Below are 20,247 nucleotides of genomic sequence, written 5' to 3' on the forward strand. Positions count from 1 at the left end.
TAATTAGAAGTTCAGATTAAGCCCCACGGTATAGGTACGTGGAACCGGATTGGTACGGTTGTCAAGGCCAGGCTGAGCGTTAGCTGCCAGGTTCGACGTTGTAATGCCGTTCAATTCCGGATCAAGACCTTTGTATTTGGTGAATACGTGGGCATTTTGTACCTGAACATAGATACGGAAGGTATTCGCTTTAATCTTGCTACGAAGCGCTGTTGGCAGCGTATAGCCAAGGCTGATGTTCTGAACGCGAAGGAATTTGCCGTCTTCCAGGAAGCGGCTGTTCAGGCTGCCCGTCTGCAATACGTTGGCATCGGAGTTGAAATATAACTTAGGTACATCGGTCACCTGACCATCGGCGGTCCAGCGGTTCAATAGTTCCCGGCCTGCGTTGGCAAAAACCTGGTTGTTCAACTGCTCCTGGCGCGTGATATTATAAATCTTGTTACCACCCGCAAATGTCAGGAACAACGACGCGTCGAAGTTGCCAAAGTTGAAGGAGTTATTGAATCCACCATACCAGGTTGGGTTGCCAACACCAAGAACTTTTTTATCATTCTGGGTTAATGCAGCCGCAGCCGTCGTTACGTTGCTCGGATTAGCGGGATCGTAAGCAGCCCAGGCGAAGTTATTGGTTGCCGTTACAACTTTACCAATCAGGTACTGAACCTGCGACCCATCTGCTTTTTCGAAGATCGGGTTACCATTCGAGGCATTCACACCGCGACTTACGTAGCCAAAAAACGAACCGATTGCTTCACCTTCGCGAAGAATGTTGTAGGCCGATGGAATATCGTTGCCGTTTACCAACTGCAGAATTTTGTTGTTCACAAAAGTTACGTTAAAGTTGGTCCGCCACGAAAAGTTATTCCGCTGGAAGTTGACTGTGCTCACCGAAAATTCAAATCCTTGGTTTTTCATTTTACCAATGTTCTGAGCAATGGTATTAATGTTAGCTCCTGCCCCTGGAACGCCCAGTGACGGTGGCGTTGGCGCCTGAAGGATCAGATTATCGATATTGTTCCGGAAATATTCAGCCGTGATGCTGATGCGGTTGGAAAAGAACGAAGCGTCTACACCAAAGTTAACCTTGTTGCTGGTTTCGAATTTCAGGTTGTTGTTGCCTACCTGGTTGTAGCGAATACCGTTTTGGTCGCCATATTGAGTAGCAGCAAACACACCAGCGTAGGGATAGTTGCCGATTTCAACGTTTCCAACCTGCGCATAACTACCACGCAATTTCAATTCATTCAGGAACGAAACCGATTTCAGGAAGCTTTCTTCCGACAAGCGCCAGCCAACTGATATGCCGGGCAACGTAGCGGCCTGGTTACCAATAGGAAGCGAAGAGATTTTATCCTGCCGAACGGTCGCACTGATCAGATACCGATCACCGTAGGAGTAGTTGGCGCGCGCAAAATACGATTCAAAGGCACGTTGGCTTGCTGAACCATAAATCTGCTGGTTTGTCAACGATCCAGTAATGATATTGCCATTCGTACCGAAGTATTTATCGGACAGGCCATACCCGTATGATTCAAAATACCGGGAAGTCGTTTTCTGGAGTTCATACCCGACGACAGCACCAATCTTGTGCTGACCTAACGTGCGATTATAACTCAGCGTATTTTGCCAGTTATACCGGAACTGAGGCTGGTAAGTCTGGTCAACCGAGCCTTTGATTGAAACGCCATCACCATGATCCGGATTTTGGTAAACAAAATCTTCATTGCTTAGGTAGTTGATACCAATTTGCGATTTAGCATTTAAGCCTTTCACAATTTCAACATCTACGTAGGCATTACCCGTCAAATTAAGGTTCTGGTTTTTGTAGATATTGTTGTCCAGAATGAACTTCTGGTTGGTATAGTTACCGTAAATAGCCCGCGTGTTGGAACCCCGGCCCAAGCTCTGCGCTTCGATGTTGTATGACCCATCAGGGAATTGAACAGCTACGTTCGGAAACGCATAGATAGCGCCTGCAATGTTGCCTGACAAGGCGTTTGTTCCCTGGTTCAATCCTGTATTGGTCGTGTGCGTAACGAAGGCATTCATGCCAAACGTTACTTTATCCTTAAACGCTTTCTGATCGACCCGCGCCCGGAAGCTGTATTTAGTCTGATTGTTAGCAGCGACGTTACCTTCCAGATTGGCATACCCTAACGAGAAGTAATAGTTCGTCTGGTCGGTAGCACCACTGAACGACAGCGCATGGTTCTGCTGGAATCCTTTGCGAAGAATAACGTCCTGCCAGTTGGTATCGTAGTTCTGTCCTGTAGCCGTGTTCGACGTTGGAAAAGCAGCAGCCGCTAAGCCAGCGTTCGTCAATTTTTCGTTCGCAACGGTGATAAACTCATTTGCGTTCATCAGGTCAAAGCGCTTCGATGGTTCAGCCACGGCGAGCCAACCGTCGTACGAAACACGGGGAGCCCCTTTTTTACCTTTCTTGGTCGTGATCAGAATGACCCCGTTCGCGGCTCGTGAGCCATAAATAGCGGTGGCCGATCCATCTTTCAACACCTCAACACTCTCAATATCGTTGGGGTTGATATCACCAAGTGGGTTATAGGGGTTGCTTGTCGAAGCACCCTGGTTTCCTGTGATATACGGAAGGCCATCAACTACGTAGAGCGGATCGGCACCATTCGAAATGGAGTTTGTACCCCGTATCCGTACAGTAGCTGCCTGGCCCAGCATACCGCCAGGTACCGAAGCCTGTACACCAGCCACCTGGCCTTGTAAGTATTTGTCGAAACTTGGTACGGCTATGTTTTTAAAACCGTCGCCTTTGATGGTCCCGACAGAACCCGTTACATCCCGGCGCTGCTGCGTGCCATAACCCGTCACCACGACTTCGCTTAGTTGCTGTGAATCACCAACCAGGGCGACATTGATTGTTGTACGATTACCAACAGTGGCTTCCTGGTTAGTGTAGCCAATATAGCTAAATACCAGGGTGCCGTTAGCGGGTGCGTTCAGGCGGTAATTTCCCTGTACATCTGAGGTTGTACCACGAGTGGTACCTTTTACTTGTATGGTTACACCTGGTAGGGCGGAACCGTCATCTGATGAAGTGACACGGCCACTCACTGCTACGTCCTGTGCCAAAACGGGCAAACAAAACAGTAGCGAAAGTAGCCAACTGCCTAATAAAATTTTCCGCATTTGTTAGTAGAGATTAAAGAAGCATTAAAAATCAGAAAATAGGGAACAAATATACACTGTGATAGTCGATTTTGTACTTTAAAGGAAAAAGTTTTTTGTAGTCTTTTCGCTAATTTGTTGAAATTATAAAATATAAGTTTATTGTATAATTTGTCTAAATGTTACATTTGCGAAATATATTGTATTTAATGAAAATATTATTTAAAATATAAACGTATAAATTTCGATTTGATCGCTACTTTATTCTGTATATGATGTAAATTGCTTATCAGTATAATGTACAGCCTTAAAATTGAACAATTTTATGAATAAACACTCTATTGGCTTCGGTCTGGTAGCTTCTGGTTGCCTATTTATTCAAACGGCCTTTGGGCAAACGGCCTCTCTAAACGCCCGAATGGATAAAACAGCTGAAAGCCTTGAGAAAAAAGTAGTCGCCTGGCGTCGGGATATTCACCAGCATCCCGAACTAGGGAATCGGGAGTTTCAGACGGCGACCAAAATTGCGGCTCACCTTCAGGCACTTGGTATGGAAGTGAAAACGGGTGTTGGTAAAACGGGCGTCGTTGGCCTTCTTAAGGGGGGTAAACCTGGTCCAGTTGTCGCCCTGCGCGCAGATATGGATGGCTTGCCTGTGACAGAGCGTGGAGATTTGGCGTTTAAGTCGGAAGCTAGAACTGAATACAATGGGCAGCAAACGGGTATCATGCACGCTTGTGGACACGATACACACGTAGCGATACTAATGGGTGTGGCTGAAGTGCTGGCTTCGGTTAAAAGTGACCTGCGCGGCACGGTTAAGTTTATTTTTCAGCCCGCTGAAGAAGGAGCCCCTGCCGGTGAAGAAGGTGGCGCAAAATTGATGATTAAAGAAGGCGTACTGGAAAATCCGAAGGTGGACGCCATTTTCGGGCTGCACATTAATTCGCAAACCGAAGTTGGTACGATCAAATACCGGCCCGGTGCAACGATGGCGGCTGTAGATTCATACGCCATTAAAATAAAAGGCAAACAAACGCACGGTGCGTCTCCCTGGTCGGGTGTAGATCCAATTGTTACGTCGGCGCAGGTTGTCATGGGACTGCAAACCATCGTCAGTCGCAATGTTACCCTAACCGACGATGCCGCTGTTGTATCAATTGGTGCGTTGCATGGTGGCATTCGGACCAATATTATCCCTGAAGAAACCGATATGATCGGCACGATCCGCACGTTCAGCCCGCAAGCGCAACAACTGGTTCACCGACGTATCAATGAAATTGCTACGAATATTGCCGAAAGCGCAGGGGCCAAAGCGGACGTGACCATTAACGTTGGTTGCCCGGTTACTTATAACGACCCCAAATTGACCGATCAGATGGAGCCCACGCTCGAAGCTGTAGCGGGTAAGGGCAACGTTAAACTTACGCCAGCCGTGACAGGTGCTGAGGATTTTGCATTCTATCAGGAAAAAGTACCAGGTTTCTTTTTCTTTCTGGGTGGTATGGCGAAAGGAAAAAAAGCAGAAGAGGTTGCTCCACACCACACCCCTGATTTCCAAATCGACGAAGGTGGTTTTGTGTTGGGTATGAAATCACTCTGCCACCTGACCACTGATTATATGGAACTGGCCAATAAGGGTGTAGCCGTTAAAGAGCTTACCGCCAATGTGCATGGAAAATAATGTTTAAATATAGAGGCCCAGAGACTAACATCGCTGGGCCTCTGTATTTAAATAAAATTGATACGTCCCGTTTTTTTCTGAACAGCTAATTCAACTGTTTGACCAATGGGCAAGGCCAGGTTATAGTTAACATGCCCGGCCGGAAAATCGAACAGCACGGGATAATCGTAACCTACAACGGCGTCGGCAATAATTTCGTAGGAATCTTTCCCAAAAGGTAACGACAGATTTCCACGCATGTCCGTAAACTGACCTACTACTAAACCCGCTAGCCTGGCCAGTCGCCCCGCCCGACGAAGTTGAGTCATCATTCGGTCGAGGGAAAAAAGCGTTTCATCAATATCTTCAATAAACAGAATTTTTCCGTTGAAATCCAGGTCCGTTGGCGTATCGATTGAATTGCTAAGCATCGTCAGATTTCCGCCTATCAGATGACCTTGCGCTCGCCCTGAACGATTAAGTGGGTGAGCTGATACCGTATAATGTGTTGGGGACTCGCCAAACAACCATTGCCGCAGGGACTCTAGTGCATCGGCCCGGTCAGGGTCACCAAATTGACGGGGCATAAGTCCATGCAGACTGGCGAGGCCATGATTATATAATAAACTCAGAAGCACCGTTACGTCGCTAAAACCCACAAGCCACTTTGGATTGGCCTGTAAACCCGACAGGTTCAGATCATCGGCAATGCGATAACAGCCATACCCACCACGAGCCGCAAACACAGCCCGAATGGCAGGATCGTCGAAAAAGCGTTGGAGGTCGGCTCGGCGGAGATCATCGGAGCCAGCAAAAGGCCCCTTTATAGCGTGCAAACTATCACCTTCAACTACGTTAAGGTGCCAGACATTGCGTAGAATATGTAGACCATCGGCGAGTTCTGAGTAAGGAAACCAACTGGCGGGTGCCACAATGGCAACCGTATCGCCGGGGCGCAAAAAAGGAGGGAGCATTCAGGAAATAGTTATCAATGAATACGTATTGGTGCCGGTCGTTAGGTCGACTCAGTTTAGCTCAACTTCTTCGGTTTCGTCGAGTTTATTCAGGTCAATTTTCGTCTGCTGATCGTCAATATAGATAGGTCGAAATTTATGGCCCCAGAGTATCTCATCGTAGCGATACGAAAAACGAGTATGGACGCTTTGTACGAACGTATCATCTAAGGCCTGTAATGAAATCAAAAATTCGGCGTCCGATTGTTCGAGTTCTTCGGGCGTACAGCCGTATAGGGGGCTTTTTTCTGTAATCGGGTGAACCAAGGTCCAGTTTGCCGGAAAAAAAGCTACTTTATTTCGTTCCAGGTTGAGGCCATAATATCGCCGGTAAAGTGTACCATCGGGCTTGGGCTCCAGTCGTGACATGGAGACGGTTATTTCTAAGTTGACTAATTGGTTATCACGAGTGTTGATGAGACGAAACATCCAGGCGTTCACGTCTAGGTAAGGCGCGAAGACCGATTGTCGCGAAAAGCGGATATGGGCCACCGGGCGCGAAAACCGACCGTAAAGCAGGCCCGTTGCCAGCGCAAACGCCAATAAACCAATCATCGACTCAAAAGCTGCAATGGAACTGGTCAGGAAACTATTGGGCGAAATATGTCCATAACCCACCGTTGTGAGGGTTTGAGAACTGAAAAAGAAACATTTCCAGAATGGGCCATTCAGAATTTTGTCATCAATGCCAATAAGCGTTCTGGCATCCGCTAGCATATAAATCCCCGCAAACAGTGTGTTTGTGAACACATAAGCCGCTAAAAGCCAGAAAAAAAAATGCACCCAACTCATGGTAATAAGTCGGTTATAGATATTTAATCGATCCCAGAGGGTACCGTTAACCCGGGCAATATTAATCGTGCCATTCTGATTGACCAGCCGAGAGCTTGAATCGGTTAGTTTTGTGCCAAAACCAAGATCACTACGTCGTTCTTCCTGTTCGACTAATTGGCTGCTTTTAGGAGCCTTATTAAAAAGACGACGTTTTGTCGGATTTGGATTCATAGTCGGTCAGTCGATTGGTCGTGTATAATGAATAGCTTGGTTAACAAAGTTATCGCAAATTTGCCAACCAACCTCTTTGTCACGTAGCCTGACATATACTTCATTTCATTTACTTTATGAGTCCCATTGAAAGCGTAACGGGTCTGCTTGGTTTAACAACATTACTGGCGGTTATATCGCGTCGATTCCGTATTTCCTTTCCTATTTTACTAGTCCTCACTGGCTTGTTTATCGGGTGGATACCGGGCTTGCCTTCCATTGTTTTATCGCCCGATGTTGTTTTTCTTATTTTTCTGCCACCGCTGCTCTATGCGGCTGCCTGGCAAATCGACAATGTGGAGTTAAAGCTTTACAGCCGCTCGGTGTCGTTTCTGGCTGTCGGCCTTGTGCTGTTCACTTCTACGATTATTGCCTGGGTGGCTCACACGTGGATTCCGGGCTTTTCGTGGGCACAGGGATACCTGCTGGGGGCTATAGTCGCGCCACCCGATGCTGTGGCGGCTTCTTCCGTAACCAAAGGGCTGAATATTCCAAAGCGCATTACGACGATCTTAGAGGGGGAAAGCTTAGTGAATGACGCCACTAGTTTGATTATTTACCGCTACGGATTAGTCGCCATTCTGACGAGCCAGTTTTCCCTATGGGAAGCTGGTCTTCAGTTTATTGGGATTGCCCTGGCCAGTGTCGCGTTGGGATTGGTAATCGGCTGGATCATGATGCGGGTGCATCAGGCCATTAACAAAGACAGTGTTATCAACACCGCCGTAACCTTGCTGATACCGTACGGTTGCTACCTGATTGCCGAAGAACTTCATATTTCGGGCGTACTCGTGGTGGTTACGGTTGGGCTGTTTCTGTCGGCCCGTAGTGACGAAATATTTACGTACCAAACCCGGTTGCAAACAAATTCTGTTTGGGCCGTCGTTGTCTTTCTCCTTAACAGTCTGGTGTTCATCCTGATTGGCCTGCAACTGCCCACTATTGTATCCGAATTAAATGGGTATACGTTGCCTGAATCGGTCACGTACGCGTTGCTCATCAGTGCTGTGGCCATTGTAAGCCGGATTGTCTGGGTTTTTCCCGGCGCTTATTTACCTCGCTTGCTGAGCGCAGGCATTCGGAAACGGGAAGCAAAACCTTCCTGGCAACAAGTGTCTGTTCTGAGTTGGGCGGGTATGCGGGGCGTTGTATCGCTGGCTGGTGCACTGGCATTGCCGCTTACGCTGCCTAATGGGCAGACGTTTCCCGGTCGTGACTTAATCCTGTTTATTACGTTCGGGGTTATTTTCTGTACGTTAGTCTTCCAGGGATTAACGCTGCCCGTATTGATTGACGAACTGAATGTGCGGGAGACGGTCGATGAGAAACAGGAAGAACGCAAGCTGCGTCGGAAAATGGCGCAACAGGCTATCACGCACTTAGAAGCTAATCACTCAGCCGGGTCCGTTCATGATGACGTACTGAATTACGTCAAAAACACATACGAACTACGTATTAACGAGCTAAATGGCATGCTTCGGGCAAGCAGTTTGTCCGAACGGCCGGCCGAACTTTACCAACAGGCTATCCGACTTCAACTGGAACTATTATCTATAGAGCGGACTGTGCTGAGTGAGCAGCGTTCGGGTAGCTTGCTGGACGATGAGATCCTTCGCAAACTGGAGCAGGAGCTGGATTTGGAGGCAGCCCGCCTTTCGTTAGTGCAACCATCCATATGATTTAAGACTTTTTGCTAAATCACTTATAAACTAAATGGAAGGTATGTGTTTTAAATTCCTATAACCGTTGCTTCCTTTCTCTACAGGGGTGTTAACTGAAAGTGGAACAAGATCCATAAGCTGTATTTACAGATGAATTAAATGAGGTTGACCATAGTGAATTATGATAACTGATTGATTTTTAGTCTATAGTAAGTATAATAAATACAGTACTCATTAAATTTCACGAAATAGTGATGAATTATTAGGTATATATACCTATATTTAACCGGAAATTTACAAACGGCTCTCCGTAACTGTGTCTGTTTAACGATTAGAACATGAAATTTCATTCAGGTATGATTAGTTTGGTCGTACCAGCTTTCAACGAAGAAGAAAATTTACCTGTACTCGTGCATCGGCTCATAGCCGTTATGAAGCGGTACGAATCCTACGAAATCCTGATTATTGATGACGGTAGCTCCGATCAGACTCGTCATGTGCTGAGGGAGTTGAGTAAAGAATATCCGGTTGTACGATTCATTTCGTTTTCGCGAAATTTTGGTCACCAAATGGCACTGCGAGCGGGCTATGATAACGCTCGTGGAGACGCTGTAATCTGCCTGGATGCTGATCTTCAGCACCCACCGGAACTGATCCCAACGCTGATTGCCAAGTGGCGCGAAGGCTATGAAGTGGTGTATACCGTTCGTGCGCCAGACCCTAAATTGTCCTTGTTTAAACGGGCGACCTCAAAGTACTTCTACCGACTGCTGCGTAGTGCGTCGAATCTTGCTATTGAAGACGGCGCGGCCGACTTTCGATTGCTCGATCGGAAAGTAGTAGACACGATCAAACAGTTTAAAGAAAATGATCTGTTCCTGCGTGGCGCTATTTCATGGGTAGGGTTCCGCCAGTGTCGTGTACTTTATGAGCCAGCCGCTCGATACGCTGGTCGCTCGAAATATTCATTCCGAAAAATGCTTAAACTGGCTGCAATGGGCATTACGTCCTTTTCGACACGGCCATTATATCTATCAGTATTGCTCGGTTTCTGTATGTCGTTCTTCGCCCTGCTGTTTGGGGCTGAAGCAACCTACGAGTATTTCTTCACAAACGCTACAGTATCTGGTTGGACGACGCTGGTTGTGCTGATGGTATTGATTGGGGGCGTTCAGTTCATCATGATCGGCATTATCGGCGTATATTTGGGCAAAACGTTTGTTGAGGTGAAAGGCAGACCAGCCTATATTATCGGCGATACGAGCGAGATAGAGGAGACTGTAACATCATGGCAAGCCCAGACAAGCAAGGAAGACGAGATATTTTATTCACCGTTGATGTAGAAGAGTTTGATACGGCGCTTGAATTCGGCCATGATATTCCCCTTAGTGAACAAGTGGCCGTTTCAACGCGAGGATTGACATCACTCGCAGAACGGTTTGACATGATTGGGGCTCGTACTACGTTGTTTACAACCGCTAACTACGCCCTTCATGAGCCATCACTTATTCGGAAACTAGCTCAAAAACACGAAATCGCGTCGCACGGCTATTACCATACGACGTTCGAACCCGCCGATTTACTCAAATCCCGGTTGGCATTGGAGGAGTTATTGAATCAGCCGGTAACGGGCTTTCGTCGCGCACGGATGGGCTTTGTTGATCCAAACGACTTGCAACAGGCTGGTTATCAGTATAACTCATCTTTGCATCCAACCTGGTTGCCGGGTCGGTATAATCACTGGGGCGAACCTCGGCACCCGTTTCAGGAAAGGGGCGTCTGGCAAATTCCGGCATCGGTCACACCCCGACTACGCTTGCCATTGTTCTGGTTAAGTCTGAAAAACTTTCCATTTGCATTTTACAAACGACTCTGTCGCCAAACGCTGCGAACGGATGGTTTCCTGAATCTATATGTTCATCCATGGGAGTTTACAGACTTGTCGGACTATGAGAAGATACCTGGCTACGTACGTCGGCATTCTAAAGATCAGTTGCTCGACCGCGTCGAAAACTTACTACGTTATCTGAAACCGCTTGGTGAATTCAGCACGATGGGCGATTTTACGCAGCAACTCAAATCGCATTCGCGCTAGACGTCAGTCTTTATGTTATTTTACCGGATGGTAGCATTTTTTAAAAAACCGTTTTTTAGCAACTATCGGGTTATATTTAGTATCTACGCTCTACTTACCTTATTTGTTAGTCTTCGAATTATTCTGGTTGACGGCTCCAACAACTACCAGATTTTTTACTATTCACTTGAGCATTTAATACATGGGAAAAGTCTTTATGCGCTTTACCCAACCGAATACAGTGATCACTACCATTACGCCCCTACGTTTGCAGCCCTGTTTTCTCCTGTTTTTGCGCTGCCTTATTCGGTAGGTTTATTTTTATGGCATTTTTTGTTTGCCGGAGTCTGGGTACTGGCCATTTATCGAATGCCTTTCACGCATCAGCAAAAAGTTTTCGCCTATTGGTTTGGTTTACAGGAGCTTTTTACTTCCCTGGTCAATAGTCAGACAAATCCATTCATTGCTGCAATCCCTCTGTTTGCCTTCATCAGTTTTGAAAAAAAACAACCTTTCTGGGCCGCGTTTTTTATTGTACTTGGCTTCAATATTAAAATATACAGTCTGGTGGCGGGTGCATTATTTCTGCTTTATCCTCAAAAAGGTCGTTTTTTAGTGTCGGCCTCGCTTTGGGCTGTCTTACTTGGATTATTGCCGCTCTTCTTTACATCATTTGATAAGCTTATCTGGCAATATGATTTATGGATTAGCGAATTATTCGTTAAATCTGACCATGATAAATGGGCCAATACGTCAATTCATCGGCTAACCCACGTATTCATTTCGCCTGATGTGGCCACATCTGTAATCGTCGGTCTGGGAATAGTACTCTTCTGTACGGTTTATATTCAGGTTCGAAAGTTTACGCAAACTGATTTTCGGATGCTTATGGTAGCCTCTATCCTGATTTTTCAGGTCATATTCAATCCAGTTTCTGAATCGCCTACCTATATCACAGCCGTTACGGGTGTACTTGTCTGGTGGTTTTATTGCCCCAAACTATGGCTTGATTGGTTCTTGCTTATCAGTTGCTTGATCTTTACTGTTTTCTCACCAAGCGACATCTTTCCAGTTTTTCTACGCGAGCAATTTGTCAAACCTTACGTGCTAAAAGCATTACCCTGTGTGCTAATCTGGTTCCGGGTAATTTATCTAATGCATGTATCAGCGCTGATAGAGCATCGGCAAATAGATCTACCGGCACATTCATAATATTAATCACTAGCGTATTGTCATAAATACAAAACACTTATGGCATCAACTTGGCTGGATTTCTGGCAAAAGGAGAATGAGTTTGACGACTCCATGTCAGCGAACTATACTTACTTTCTGGCACGAGTAGAGGATTATATTCCTTTATCGAAAACGTTGAAAGTGCTCGATATCGGCTCTGGACCGGGCAATCTGGAAGATGCATGGCATGATCGGGTGTGCGAAATTCATGGTCTTGATATTTCGAAACGATACAACGAAATGGCGCGCGTCAAACACAAAAGCCATCCAAACGTTTATTTTCACGATCTGTCGGCCGACGATTATTTGAATTTTAGTCCAATAGCGGATGAGAAGTTTGGAGCCTTCATCGTCATGAGCGTTGTGCAGTATTACCGTAGCGCTGACGAAGTCGAACAGTTGATTAGATCAATCAAGCACGTAGCAGCACCGGGTGCAAAAGCGCTGATCTGCGATTTGATGGTCGGAGGAAGCGTACTGAAAGATATACTGAGTATTATTGGACGGTCGCTTAAACAAGGGCAGCTACTGTCTATGCTTAAGCTATTAGTCCGGTTACGTTTTTCACCCTATTACGCTGTTCGCAAAGAGAATGGTTTTTTGATTCTGTCGAAGCAGGAGTGGCTGGATATAACCCGGAGGGTAGGGGTAGAGGCCCGGTTTATCAGCGAACCGTTAACATTGCAGCAAGAACGGCAAAACTTGCTGATTCAATTCTGATCAATTTTTGAAGATCAGCAACCCCTAAAAATCTAAATGAAAATGACATCCTCAATGACATCGGTGCCCATGTCTTTATTAACCAGCTGAATAAGTTTTTGCTTGGCGTTAACGAGTTCATTACGTAGCGGAGCCGATGCGATCTCAATATGAAGTTTACGATCGCGCACATAAAGCCGGTTTGTACGGGAGGCAATAGCAGGTCCCATCATACGACCCCAAAACGCTTCGAGATAGGTTTCATTGAAGCGGGTCTGGAGTTGGTACGTTTTGAGCAATTGATTGATCGCGTCTTTTAAGGACGTAACTCCGGCTACTCGGGTAGCATTTTCGCGATTATAGCGGTACGGCTGGTTCATGAAGTCGGTGTCTTACCACAAAAGTAAACAATGAATCGACGTAACAAATGACCGGTTGCCAGACGAAGCAAAAAAAACTTCCAGGCTAGAAAAAACAGAGCGTGTTTGGATTCACGCCGTCTGGCTAGTATACTTGCGCCATCAAGTCAATTGCTACGCGTCTATTATTCGATCACCGACGCGCATTGATTTATAAAGAAGCGGGGAGAGATCAGGCTCTGTGAACCGCTGGCAACCTACCACACGGCAAGGTGCTAACTCCTGCCTAAAGCTATTTTAGGGCCTATAAATCTGAACTTACATGCACGACAATCAGCGCTGTATGCCCACCAGGGCCTGCTAAGCAATCTTCAACCACCACGAAAACCGGGAGGGTTTGTCGTGTGTCTGGCTATTAATCATACGTAGTCTGTTTCCTGTAAGAAATGTGGCTACCAGGATTAATCCGCTTACAGACTTTCTACCAGAAATAAAACCAATCACTTATTCCTAACAATTAACGATAAAAATCATGTCTGAACTTCATTTCGATACGCTCCAGCTACACGCTGGTCAGGAGCCCGATTCAGCTACCAACGCGCGCGCTGTTCCCATTTATCAAACGACCTCCTTTGTGTTTAACGATTCGGCGCACGGAGCTGATTTGTTTGCACTGAAGGCATTTGGGAATATTTACAGCCGCATTATGAATCCTACGTCCGACGTGTTCGAGAAGCGCATTGCGGCTCTGGAAGGTGGTGTGGCCGCTCTGGCAGTGGCTTCAGGACAGGCGGCTCAGTTTATCGCGTTAAGCAATATTCTGGGCGCAGGCGACAACTTTGTTACGACTTCATTTCTATACGGCGGTACATATAACCAGTTTAAGGTTCAATTTAAGCGCCTGGGTATCGAAGCGCGATTTGCTGAAGGGAGTGATCCCAAAGCGTTTGCGAAATTGATTGACGAAAAAACAAAAGCGATTTACCTCGAAACGATTGGGAATCCTGAATTTAATATTCCTGACTTTGATGCGTTTGCTGCTCTTGCCAAAGAACATGATTTACCGCTTATCGTAGACAATACGTTTGGTGCAGGAGGCTATCTTTTCCGGCCACTCGAACATGGAGCGGCTGTTGTAGTCGAATCGGCAACAAAGTGGATTGGCGGTCATGGTACGAGTATAGGTGGCGTAATTGTAGATGGCGGTAACTATAACTGGGGCAACGGCAAGTTTCCGCAGTTCAGTGAACCATCAGAAGGGTATCATGGTCTGGTGTTCAGCGACGTATTTGGCGTTGGTGGACCGTTTGGTAATATTCAGTTCATCATCCGGGCCCGTGTTGAAGGGCTGCGCGATTTTGGCCCGGCCATTAGTCCATTCAACTCATTCCTGCTGTTGCAGGGGGTGGAAACACTTTCGTTGCGCTTGGACAGAACGGTGCAGAATGCGCTGGCACTGGCTCAATGGCTGGAACAGCATGAACAGGTTGAAGCCGTAAAATATCCGGGTCTGGAAAGTAGCCCATATCATGATCTGGCAAAAAAATATTTAAAACGGGGGTTTGGTGGCGTGCTTACGTTCAAAGTGAAAGGTGGCAAAGATGCAGCTGACCTGTTTGTTAACAGTTTGAAACTGGTGAGTCATCTGGCCAACGTTGGTGATGCAAAAACACTCATTATCCACCCGGCAGCGACAACACACCAGCAACTGAGTGAACAGGAGCAGGCCAGTGCCGGGGTTGAGTCGGGCGTGTTACGTGTTTCGGCGGGCATCGAATATTTTGATGATATCAAAGCTGATTTCGAACAGGCCTTTGCTGCTATTGCCGAACCAGTTCTAACGTAGTTTTTGGGTTGGTTTCCGGTTATGGTTTATGGTCTGTACTTATGACACTTGCAGACCATAGACTATAAACCGAAAACCGTAAACATTTTTTAATTGAGCCTCCAGTATTTTGATTATAAATATTCGTTCCCGCTCGAATCGGGAGAGAGTCTGCCGGGTTTTCGGCTGGCCTATACCACACGCGGTACGCTAAACCCATCTACCCTTGAAACGGGTGAGCGGTCGAATGTTGTGTGGGTATGTCATGCCCTGACGGGAAACGCCGATGTCGGCGACTGGTGGGGCGGTATGGTTGGTGCGGGAAAATATTTCGATCCCGAGCGGGATTTTATTGTCTGCGCCAACGTATTAGGGTCATGTTATGGCTCTACAGGGCCACTGTCCCTAAACCCGGCGACTGGTAAACCATTTCATCATGACTTCCCGGCTATTACAATTCGTGATATGGTCGGTGCGCTGGATTTGCTACGTCAGGAATTAGGTATTGAAAAAATTCATACCTGCATTGGCGGCTCGGTAGGGGGTGAACAGGCTGTTGAATGGGCTATTTTGCAGCCGGATCTCATTGACAATCTGGTGTTGATTGCGGCCAGTGCCATGGCTTCGCCCTGGTGTATAGCCTTCAACGAAGCGCAACGGATGGCTATTGAGGCCGATCCAAGCTGGGCCGAACGACGCGATGACGCAGGGCTGGCAGGGATGAAAGCAGCACGAGCAATGGCTATGATTTCGTACCGGAACTATGATACGTACGGCTTTACGCAGGCGCTTGATAATAACGAACAACTGGATGGCTATAAAGCTGCTGGTTATCAACGGTACCAGGGAGAGAAACTAGTTGACCGCTTCAATGCGTTCACGTACTGGATACTCTCAAAAGTAATGGATTCGCACAACGTTGGCCGCAACCGGGGCAGTATTCCCAATGCGCTGGGACAGATCAAGGCTCGAACGCTGGTGGTTGGTATTCGCTCTGATCTGCTTTTCCCCCCCTCGGAACAGCAGTTTCTGGCCCGCCATATTCCAGACGCAGCCTATGAAGAGATAGATTCACTTTACGGACACGACGGTTTTCTTATTGAATTTCGGCCGTTGGCCGGAATTATTCGCAAATGGATGGCGAGCGCAAGTTCGCCGAATGTATCGCATCGACTAAGCCTGAAATAATTGGCTGTTAGTACGTTAAATAGTCTAGTATGGTTTGGTATGATGCCGAAGTTCGGCAATTGGAAGATAAAATAGCTACGTTGCCACTGGCTACAGACAGAGTTATTTTCTATGGTAGTTCCTCAATGCGTCTCTGGTCGACATTGAGTCAGGATTTTCCTCAAATTAATTCGCTCAACTTAGGTTTTGGTGGCTCTACACTAGCTGCCTGTGCGTGGTTTTTCGAGCGACTGATTGTTCCGGCAAATCCTAAGTCTATTGTCTTTTATGCAGGTGACAATGATCTTGGTGATGGTCGGCACCCTGAAGAAGTGTATCTCTTTTTTTGTGCTTTTGCCGAAAAACTACGTAACACACTGCCTGATGTGCCACTAGCTTTTTTGTCCATTAAAATCAGTCCTGCCCGCTGGAATATTGCTCAGGAAATACGACAGGCCAACGAATTGATATGTGGCGAACTAGCTAAAAATACGAATTATCAATATATTGACATGACCTCACCCTTACTTGGCAGCAACGGGAGACCACGTCAGGAATTTTTTGAGCGTGATGGCTTGCACTTGAGCCCGGCCGGTTACCGAGCCTGGCAGCAGCAATTGATACGAGAAGCCCGAATTTTTTAACGATTTGTTTACCTAGCCTTTGTAGAATTTAAGTCCAAATGTTGCAACTTCACTGCTAACTAACGCTACTGTTATGCACCGTGAGTATCATAAATGGTTTAGCCCGAATCTAAATCGTGATATGGAGTTACTTATATTTGGTCACGCAGGAGCTCGGGTTCTGGTCTTTCCGACCCGGCGCGGACGATTTCATGAGTACGAAGATTTGGGTCTTGTCAGCGCATTGACGGAGCAACTGGAGAATGGGTGGCTCCAACTTTTTTGCGTAGATAGTGTGGATCGGGAAAGTGTCTACAATCGATATACAACTCCGCAAAACCGTATTCGTCGGCATGGGCAGTATGAGCGGTATATTCTGAATGAAGTCTTACCGTTTTCCCGGCTAAAAAACTCACAGCCGTTCATGATTTCGCACGGTTGCAGCCTGGGTGCGTATCATGCGGTGAACATCGCCCTCCGAAATCCGCAGTGGTTTGATAAAATAGTGGCGTTCAGTGGGCGATATAACTTGTCGGAGCCAGTGGCAGAATTCCGCGGTTTATTTGACGATTATTACGACGAGGAGATTTATTTCCATAGCCCCAATCACTTCCTGCCGAATCTGGCCGACAGTGCCGTTCTTGAGCATTTGCGTCGATTGAAAATCGTAATGACGATTGGCGTTGAAGACCCGTTTATGGACAGCAACGTTAGCTTGAGCGCGTCATTTGCATCCAAGAACATTAACCACGAAATGCATGTCTGGAATGGTCGGGCTCATGAGTCAAACGACTGGCAGAAAATGGTGCAGCTGTATCTATAAAAGGCAGTAACTATGAAGTTGACAATACGTTATTCGGTGTTGTTTGAACTTTCCAATCCGTACATATCAAATTAGGGCAACTTCTCCGCCAGGTATAAATAGGGTGGATGAAGGTGGTGTATAAAAACGTTTTCTTTGCTATCCGGATACTTCTTGAAATAGTCGCTGTCTCCCAGCAACACGATGGTTGTACCAGTCCGAACGTAATCACTGCTGTTATAATATTCAGGCGATACGTAGCCATTCAAATTTTTGCTAACCGTCCTGGAGGCTAACTTACCTAAATATTTCTGGTAGTTTTTTTGTGCCTTCAGCGCTGGTTTACTCATGCCATTGTAGGCGTATTTTAGTGCAATACGATTTAGGAACTTCTGTTTCTTTATCAGGGCGGGCGCACTTGCAAATGGGTTAGTCGGGTTAAAGTCATTTACCGTTTGTACAGTAAGAGGCACTTCTGGAACCCAGTCCGCCGAGTTGACAACATTATAGGCCCAGCCACCTTGCGTAGCGGCTTCATATTCATACGCGTACGGTAGATTTCCTGGTTTTGGGCCCGCGCTACAGTACGTCTTGAAACGAATATCGGCGGGAATTCGGGACTGTTTTTGCAGATTTTTCAAGTGAGATGTCAGCAAAAAAGCAAGCGCCCCGCCCTGACTGTGCCCCATGATGATCATGTCCTTGATGCCTGATTTATAGCATGAGTCAATTTTGGGTAAAATATCCTTGGCCAGGAAACCCATAGTTACTAACCAACCCACATGAACGGCGGCCCGGGGACTTGTTGCCAGTTCATACGTGAATTTTTCGGTATCGCTAATCTGGATCTCGCCTTTTGCCGGCACCATAGCGGCATAAAAATTACCCAGCCAACTAACACTGTTTACAGTTGTTCCGCGAATGCTGAGTACAGCAACCGATTGATTATCAATCCAAAGATCCCAGCGATTTTCCAGACCGACAACGGGGGAGCGGTACGCAAATTTGAATCGTTGTGGTAGTGGAATGGCCTTGATGTAAGCAGAGTCACCAACTTGGGCCGATACTTTCAGTAACTCAATATATTCGGCTTTATCAAAACCCGGTTTAAGTTTTTGCCCAAACAACGAAAATGGTAGACTGATGAGAGCGAGAACAATAATGAGGTGTTTCATAAGCATACCTGAAATGAGAGTGTCTGGGCTCAACGTTACGCTAGTTCGATGCTTGAGCTTGTAGGCGAGCTACCAGCGTCTGGTCATTTTTTAACTGCAATTCATTTCCCGAAATACTGTAAGCATTCGTTTGTTCCAGGGCTTTGACAAAAGCACTTTCGGTACTCATATCCGGGCAGGCCATTTTTGTTGAACCAATGCCGACGAACTTTATTTTACCCGCGTCAGGTAATTCATACGTACCAAACATGCGATTGCAACCCGTCGATCCCGTGACTTTATGATCTGCGTCTGTAAACTGAATTGATGCATCCCGATCGGTGCCCGATGATTTAACGGGTTGCCCCTGCACGTCAACCAATACCCATCGTGTTTCTGTTAAAGATAAAGTATCCGTTGCTGGCTTTGAGGATGAACAGGCCATAACCAGTAAACTCAAACTTACGAATAAAGAACCAATCGATTGAAAGTTCATATTACGTGTATTAGTTAGTCGAATAACTGCTTATGAGCTTTTTCGTTTTCTTAAATGGGTAAAAAACGGGCTTCTTCCACCTCGTTCTGAGCCCTTAATAAAGCACGCCCATACGGTTCATATAGCACTCGGCCGGGCGGATCGGTTGAAAGATCGGCATCCCATAAACCCGCCTTGTGCCATTGATCAAGATGGTCCCAGTCAGGACGATCAATAATTGGGTATAAACATACGCCTAAAAGTGGTACGCCAGCCTGCAGAACAGCGGCACATTCACGACCAATCATCTCAATCCATTGCGGCCTGTCTATACCTGGATGGCTGGTTTCGGTCAGGACAATGGGTTTTTTGTAACGCCGATACGCTGTCATCAGAAGTTGCCGGAACGGCACCCAGCGCGGGTCAGGAATGGCATCATTCCAGCCCATAAATTGACCTGTGCCGTTAATCCATTGATTGTTGTAATAGTAATTGAATCCGAGCAAGTCGAGGTATTTGGGTGAGCCGCCTAATTCCGGCGCAATGAACCCAGCCAGTATATCAACCGATTGAAATTGATTTTCGTCAGCGATGGCAGCCGCTATAATCTGCTCCCTGGTTGCATTTATAGGCGGGACCATATGAACGAGTGGCTCTGTCGTTAAAATGCGAATGGTTGGATCTATTTCTCGCATAGCCGCTACGCCCTCAATGTAGGCACGCATGAGTCCGAGTTTTACTTCCCAACCTTGCTTGGTACAGTAAGGGGACGTACCACGCACATCGCCCCCCAGCCATGACATAAAACTAACCTCGTTAATGGGCGTAACGATTAACGTTTCGTGGGGATATCGGTCACGGTAAAAGCGAACAAATGCCCGGCATAGAGCCGCAAACCGACGGGCGAACATCGGATGTAAAGGCGTCAGATCGTCGGGATACCCGAAATGACAGAGATCCCATATTTGTTGAATGCCGTGGCGATGACCGACCGTCAGCATGTGCTCAACCGTGCTCCAGTCGTATTGATAGGCCGTTTTTTCAACCTGGCTCCACCGAATCCCTTCCCGAACGGTGCGGATATTGAACGGATTCAGTCGCTCGTAATCTGTTTCGAGGAGTTGTAAATGCCCGGTCAGCGGTAGGAAATCAACACGGTTACCAAAACAGTTGAGTTGATCTGTGCATTCGAAACCAGCCCACCAGAACGATTGAAATGGATTGGTTTGAAGAGACGTATTTGTGTTGAGTATCAAATGTAATATGGTTAGTGTTAACTAAATATGACTGGAAAAATGGCCCGGATGTTTGACT

17 protein-coding genes and 1 riboswitch are annotated in these 20,247 nt (G+C 46.6%); of the genes, 10 read left to right on the forward strand and 7 right to left on the reverse strand.

Annotated elements, in window-relative coordinates; translation table 11 throughout:
• Positions 1-3: 3 nt before the first annotated feature.
• Positions 4-3,162 (reverse strand): SusC/RagA family TonB-linked outer membrane protein, encoded by a 3,159-nt coding sequence (locus BM202_RS23915; RefSeq protein ID WP_093830875.1) that lies wholly within the window; start codon positions 3,160-3,162, stop codon positions 4-6.
• A gap of 304 nt (positions 3,163-3,466) precedes the next feature.
• Here BM202_RS23915 and BM202_RS23920 point away from each other — a divergent pair, with 304 nt between their 5' ends.
• Positions 3,467-4,825, forward strand: coding sequence for an amidohydrolase (locus BM202_RS23920; protein WP_093830877.1), 1,359 nt, complete (start codon positions 3,467-3,469; stop codon positions 4,823-4,825).
• Positions 4,826-4,872: 47 nt separating this feature from the next.
• Here BM202_RS23920 and BM202_RS23925 read toward each other — a convergent pair whose 3' ends face one another.
• Entirely contained in the window at positions 4,873-5,778 is a 906-nt protein-coding gene (locus BM202_RS23925) for a S66 peptidase family protein (RefSeq protein ID WP_093830879.1), read from the reverse strand.
• 51 nt (positions 5,779-5,829) lie between these two features.
• Positions 5,830-6,822, reverse strand: a complete 993-nt coding sequence (locus tag BM202_RS23930) for an ion channel (protein ID WP_093830881.1) — start codon at positions 6,820-6,822, stop codon at positions 5,830-5,832.
• Between the two features lie 116 nt (positions 6,823-6,938).
• Here BM202_RS23930 and BM202_RS23935 point away from each other — a divergent pair, with 116 nt between their 5' ends.
• The 5 genes from BM202_RS23935 (at position 6,939) to BM202_RS23955 (ending at position 12,549) form a co-directional block, all read left to right on the forward strand.
• The gene (locus BM202_RS23935; RefSeq protein ID WP_093830883.1) at positions 6,939-8,540 is read left to right on the forward strand and encodes a Na+/H+ antiporter; all 1,602 of its coding nucleotides are present in this window, start codon (positions 6,939-6,941) and stop codon (positions 8,538-8,540) included.
• 320 nt (positions 8,541-8,860) lie between these two features.
• Entirely contained in the window at positions 8,861-9,865 is a 1,005-nt protein-coding gene (locus BM202_RS23940) for a glycosyltransferase family 2 protein (protein ID WP_093830885.1), read from the forward strand.
• Positions 9,811-10,617: a polysaccharide deacetylase family protein gene (locus BM202_RS23945; RefSeq protein WP_093830887.1), complete on the forward strand. Its 807-nt coding sequence runs from the start codon at positions 9,811-9,813 to the stop codon at positions 10,615-10,617. The genes BM202_RS23940 and BM202_RS23945 overlap by 55 nt, the downstream gene beginning before the upstream one ends.
• Before the next feature lie 27 nt (positions 10,618-10,644).
• Positions 10,645-11,808, forward strand: coding sequence for a glycosyltransferase family 87 protein (locus BM202_RS23950; RefSeq protein WP_093830945.1), 1,164 nt, complete (start codon positions 10,645-10,647; stop codon positions 11,806-11,808).
• Between the two features lie 39 nt (positions 11,809-11,847).
• Positions 11,848-12,549, forward strand: coding sequence for a class I SAM-dependent methyltransferase (locus tag BM202_RS23955; RefSeq protein ID WP_093830889.1), 702 nt, complete (start codon positions 11,848-11,850; stop codon positions 12,547-12,549).
• A 32-nt stretch (positions 12,550-12,581) separates the two neighbouring features.
• On the opposite strand, the gene BM202_RS23960 is transcribed toward BM202_RS23955, so the two are convergent.
• A complete protein-coding gene (locus tag BM202_RS23960) occupies positions 12,582-12,908 on the reverse strand; it encodes a DciA family protein (RefSeq protein WP_093830891.1) in 327 nt (108 codons plus the stop codon).
• A 187-nt stretch (positions 12,909-13,095) separates the two neighbouring features.
• Positions 13,096-13,200, forward strand: a riboswitch (SAM riboswitch).
• A 219-nt stretch (positions 13,201-13,419) separates the two neighbouring features.
• On the opposite strand from BM202_RS23960, the gene BM202_RS23965 reads away from it, so the two are divergent.
• From BM202_RS23965 to BM202_RS23980, 4 genes are all read left to right on the forward strand, one after another.
• On the forward strand, positions 13,420-14,733 hold the full coding sequence (locus BM202_RS23965) for an O-acetylhomoserine aminocarboxypropyltransferase/cysteine synthase family protein (protein ID WP_093830893.1): 1,314 nt from the start codon (positions 13,420-13,422) through the stop codon (positions 14,731-14,733).
• Positions 14,734-14,826: 93 nt separating this feature from the next.
• Positions 14,827-15,900: a homoserine O-acetyltransferase family protein gene (locus BM202_RS23970; RefSeq protein ID WP_093830895.1), complete on the forward strand. Its 1,074-nt coding sequence runs from the start codon at positions 14,827-14,829 to the stop codon at positions 15,898-15,900.
• Positions 15,901-15,929: 29 nt separating this feature from the next.
• Positions 15,930-16,523 carry a GDSL-type esterase/lipase family protein gene (locus tag BM202_RS23975; protein ID WP_093830897.1) on the forward strand — a complete coding sequence of 198 codons (594 nt, stop codon included), beginning with the start codon at positions 15,930-15,932 and terminating at the stop codon, positions 16,521-16,523.
• Positions 16,524-16,596: 73 nt separating this feature from the next.
• On the forward strand, positions 16,597-17,325 hold the full coding sequence (locus tag BM202_RS23980; RefSeq protein WP_093830899.1) for an esterase family protein: 729 nt from the start codon (positions 16,597-16,599) through the stop codon (positions 17,323-17,325).
• A gap of 71 nt (positions 17,326-17,396) precedes the next feature.
• Here BM202_RS23980 and BM202_RS23985 read toward each other — a convergent pair whose 3' ends face one another.
• Genes BM202_RS23985 through BM202_RS23995 form a run of 3 tightly spaced genes read right to left on the reverse strand, consistent with a single transcriptional unit; the run spans position 17,397 to position 20,186 of the window.
• The gene (locus tag BM202_RS23985) at positions 17,397-18,479 is read right to left on the reverse strand and encodes a lipase family protein (protein WP_093830901.1); all 1,083 of its coding nucleotides are present in this window, start codon (positions 18,477-18,479) and stop codon (positions 17,397-17,399) included.
• A 40-nt stretch (positions 18,480-18,519) separates the two neighbouring features.
• Complete coding sequence (locus BM202_RS23990; RefSeq protein WP_093830903.1) at positions 18,520-18,954, reverse strand: META domain-containing protein; 435 nt, start codon at positions 18,952-18,954, stop codon at positions 18,520-18,522.
• A 50-nt stretch (positions 18,955-19,004) separates the two neighbouring features.
• Positions 19,005-20,186, reverse strand: coding sequence for a glycoside hydrolase family 1 protein (locus BM202_RS23995; protein ID WP_394333803.1), 1,182 nt, complete (start codon positions 20,184-20,186; stop codon positions 19,005-19,007).
• Positions 20,187-20,247 lie beyond the last annotated feature (61 nt).

Origin of the sequence: Spirosoma endophyticum (genome assembly GCF_900112365.1) — a bacterium.
Classification (GTDB): domain Bacteria; phylum Bacteroidota; class Bacteroidia; order Cytophagales; family Spirosomataceae; genus Spirosoma; species Spirosoma endophyticum.

Excerpts from the sequence above, each read along its gene's own strand:
- BM202_RS23980 (WP_093830899.1), top strand. The coding sequence starts at position 16,597 with ATGCACCGTGAGTATCATAAATGGTTTAGCCCGAATCTAAATCGTGAT.
- BM202_RS23975 (WP_093830897.1), top strand. The coding sequence starts at position 15,930 with ATGGTTTGGTATGATGCCGAAGTTCGGCAATTGGAAGATAAAATAGCT.
- BM202_RS23960 (WP_093830891.1), bottom strand. The coding sequence starts at position 12,908 with ATGAACCAGCCGTACCGCTATAATCGCGAAAATGCTACCCGAGTAGCC.
- BM202_RS23945 (WP_093830887.1), top strand. The coding sequence starts at position 9,811 with ATGGCAAGCCCAGACAAGCAAGGAAGACGAGATATTTTATTCACCGTT.
- BM202_RS23955 (WP_093830889.1), top strand. The coding sequence starts at position 11,848 with ATGGCATCAACTTGGCTGGATTTCTGGCAAAAGGAGAATGAGTTTGAC.
- BM202_RS23930 (WP_093830881.1), bottom strand. The coding sequence starts at position 6,822 with ATGAATCCAAATCCGACAAAACGTCGTCTTTTTAATAAGGCTCCTAAA.
- BM202_RS23920 (WP_093830877.1), top strand. The coding sequence starts at position 3,467 with ATGAATAAACACTCTATTGGCTTCGGTCTGGTAGCTTCTGGTTGCCTA.
- BM202_RS23985 (WP_093830901.1), bottom strand. The coding sequence starts at position 18,479 with ATGAAACACCTCATTATTGTTCTCGCTCTCATCAGTCTACCATTTTCG.
- BM202_RS23935 (WP_093830883.1), top strand. The coding sequence starts at position 6,939 with ATGAGTCCCATTGAAAGCGTAACGGGTCTGCTTGGTTTAACAACATTA.
- BM202_RS23950 (WP_093830945.1), top strand. The coding sequence starts at position 10,645 with ATGGTAGCATTTTTTAAAAAACCGTTTTTTAGCAACTATCGGGTTATA.
- BM202_RS23965 (WP_093830893.1), top strand. The coding sequence starts at position 13,420 with ATGTCTGAACTTCATTTCGATACGCTCCAGCTACACGCTGGTCAGGAG.
- BM202_RS23940 (WP_093830885.1), top strand. The coding sequence starts at position 8,861 with ATGAAATTTCATTCAGGTATGATTAGTTTGGTCGTACCAGCTTTCAAC.
- BM202_RS23990 (WP_093830903.1), bottom strand. The coding sequence starts at position 18,954 with ATGAACTTTCAATCGATTGGTTCTTTATTCGTAAGTTTGAGTTTACTG.
- BM202_RS23915 (WP_093830875.1), bottom strand. The coding sequence starts at position 3,162 with ATGCGGAAAATTTTATTAGGCAGTTGGCTACTTTCGCTACTGTTTTGT.
- BM202_RS23925 (WP_093830879.1), bottom strand. The coding sequence starts at position 5,778 with ATGCTCCCTCCTTTTTTGCGCCCCGGCGATACGGTTGCCATTGTGGCA.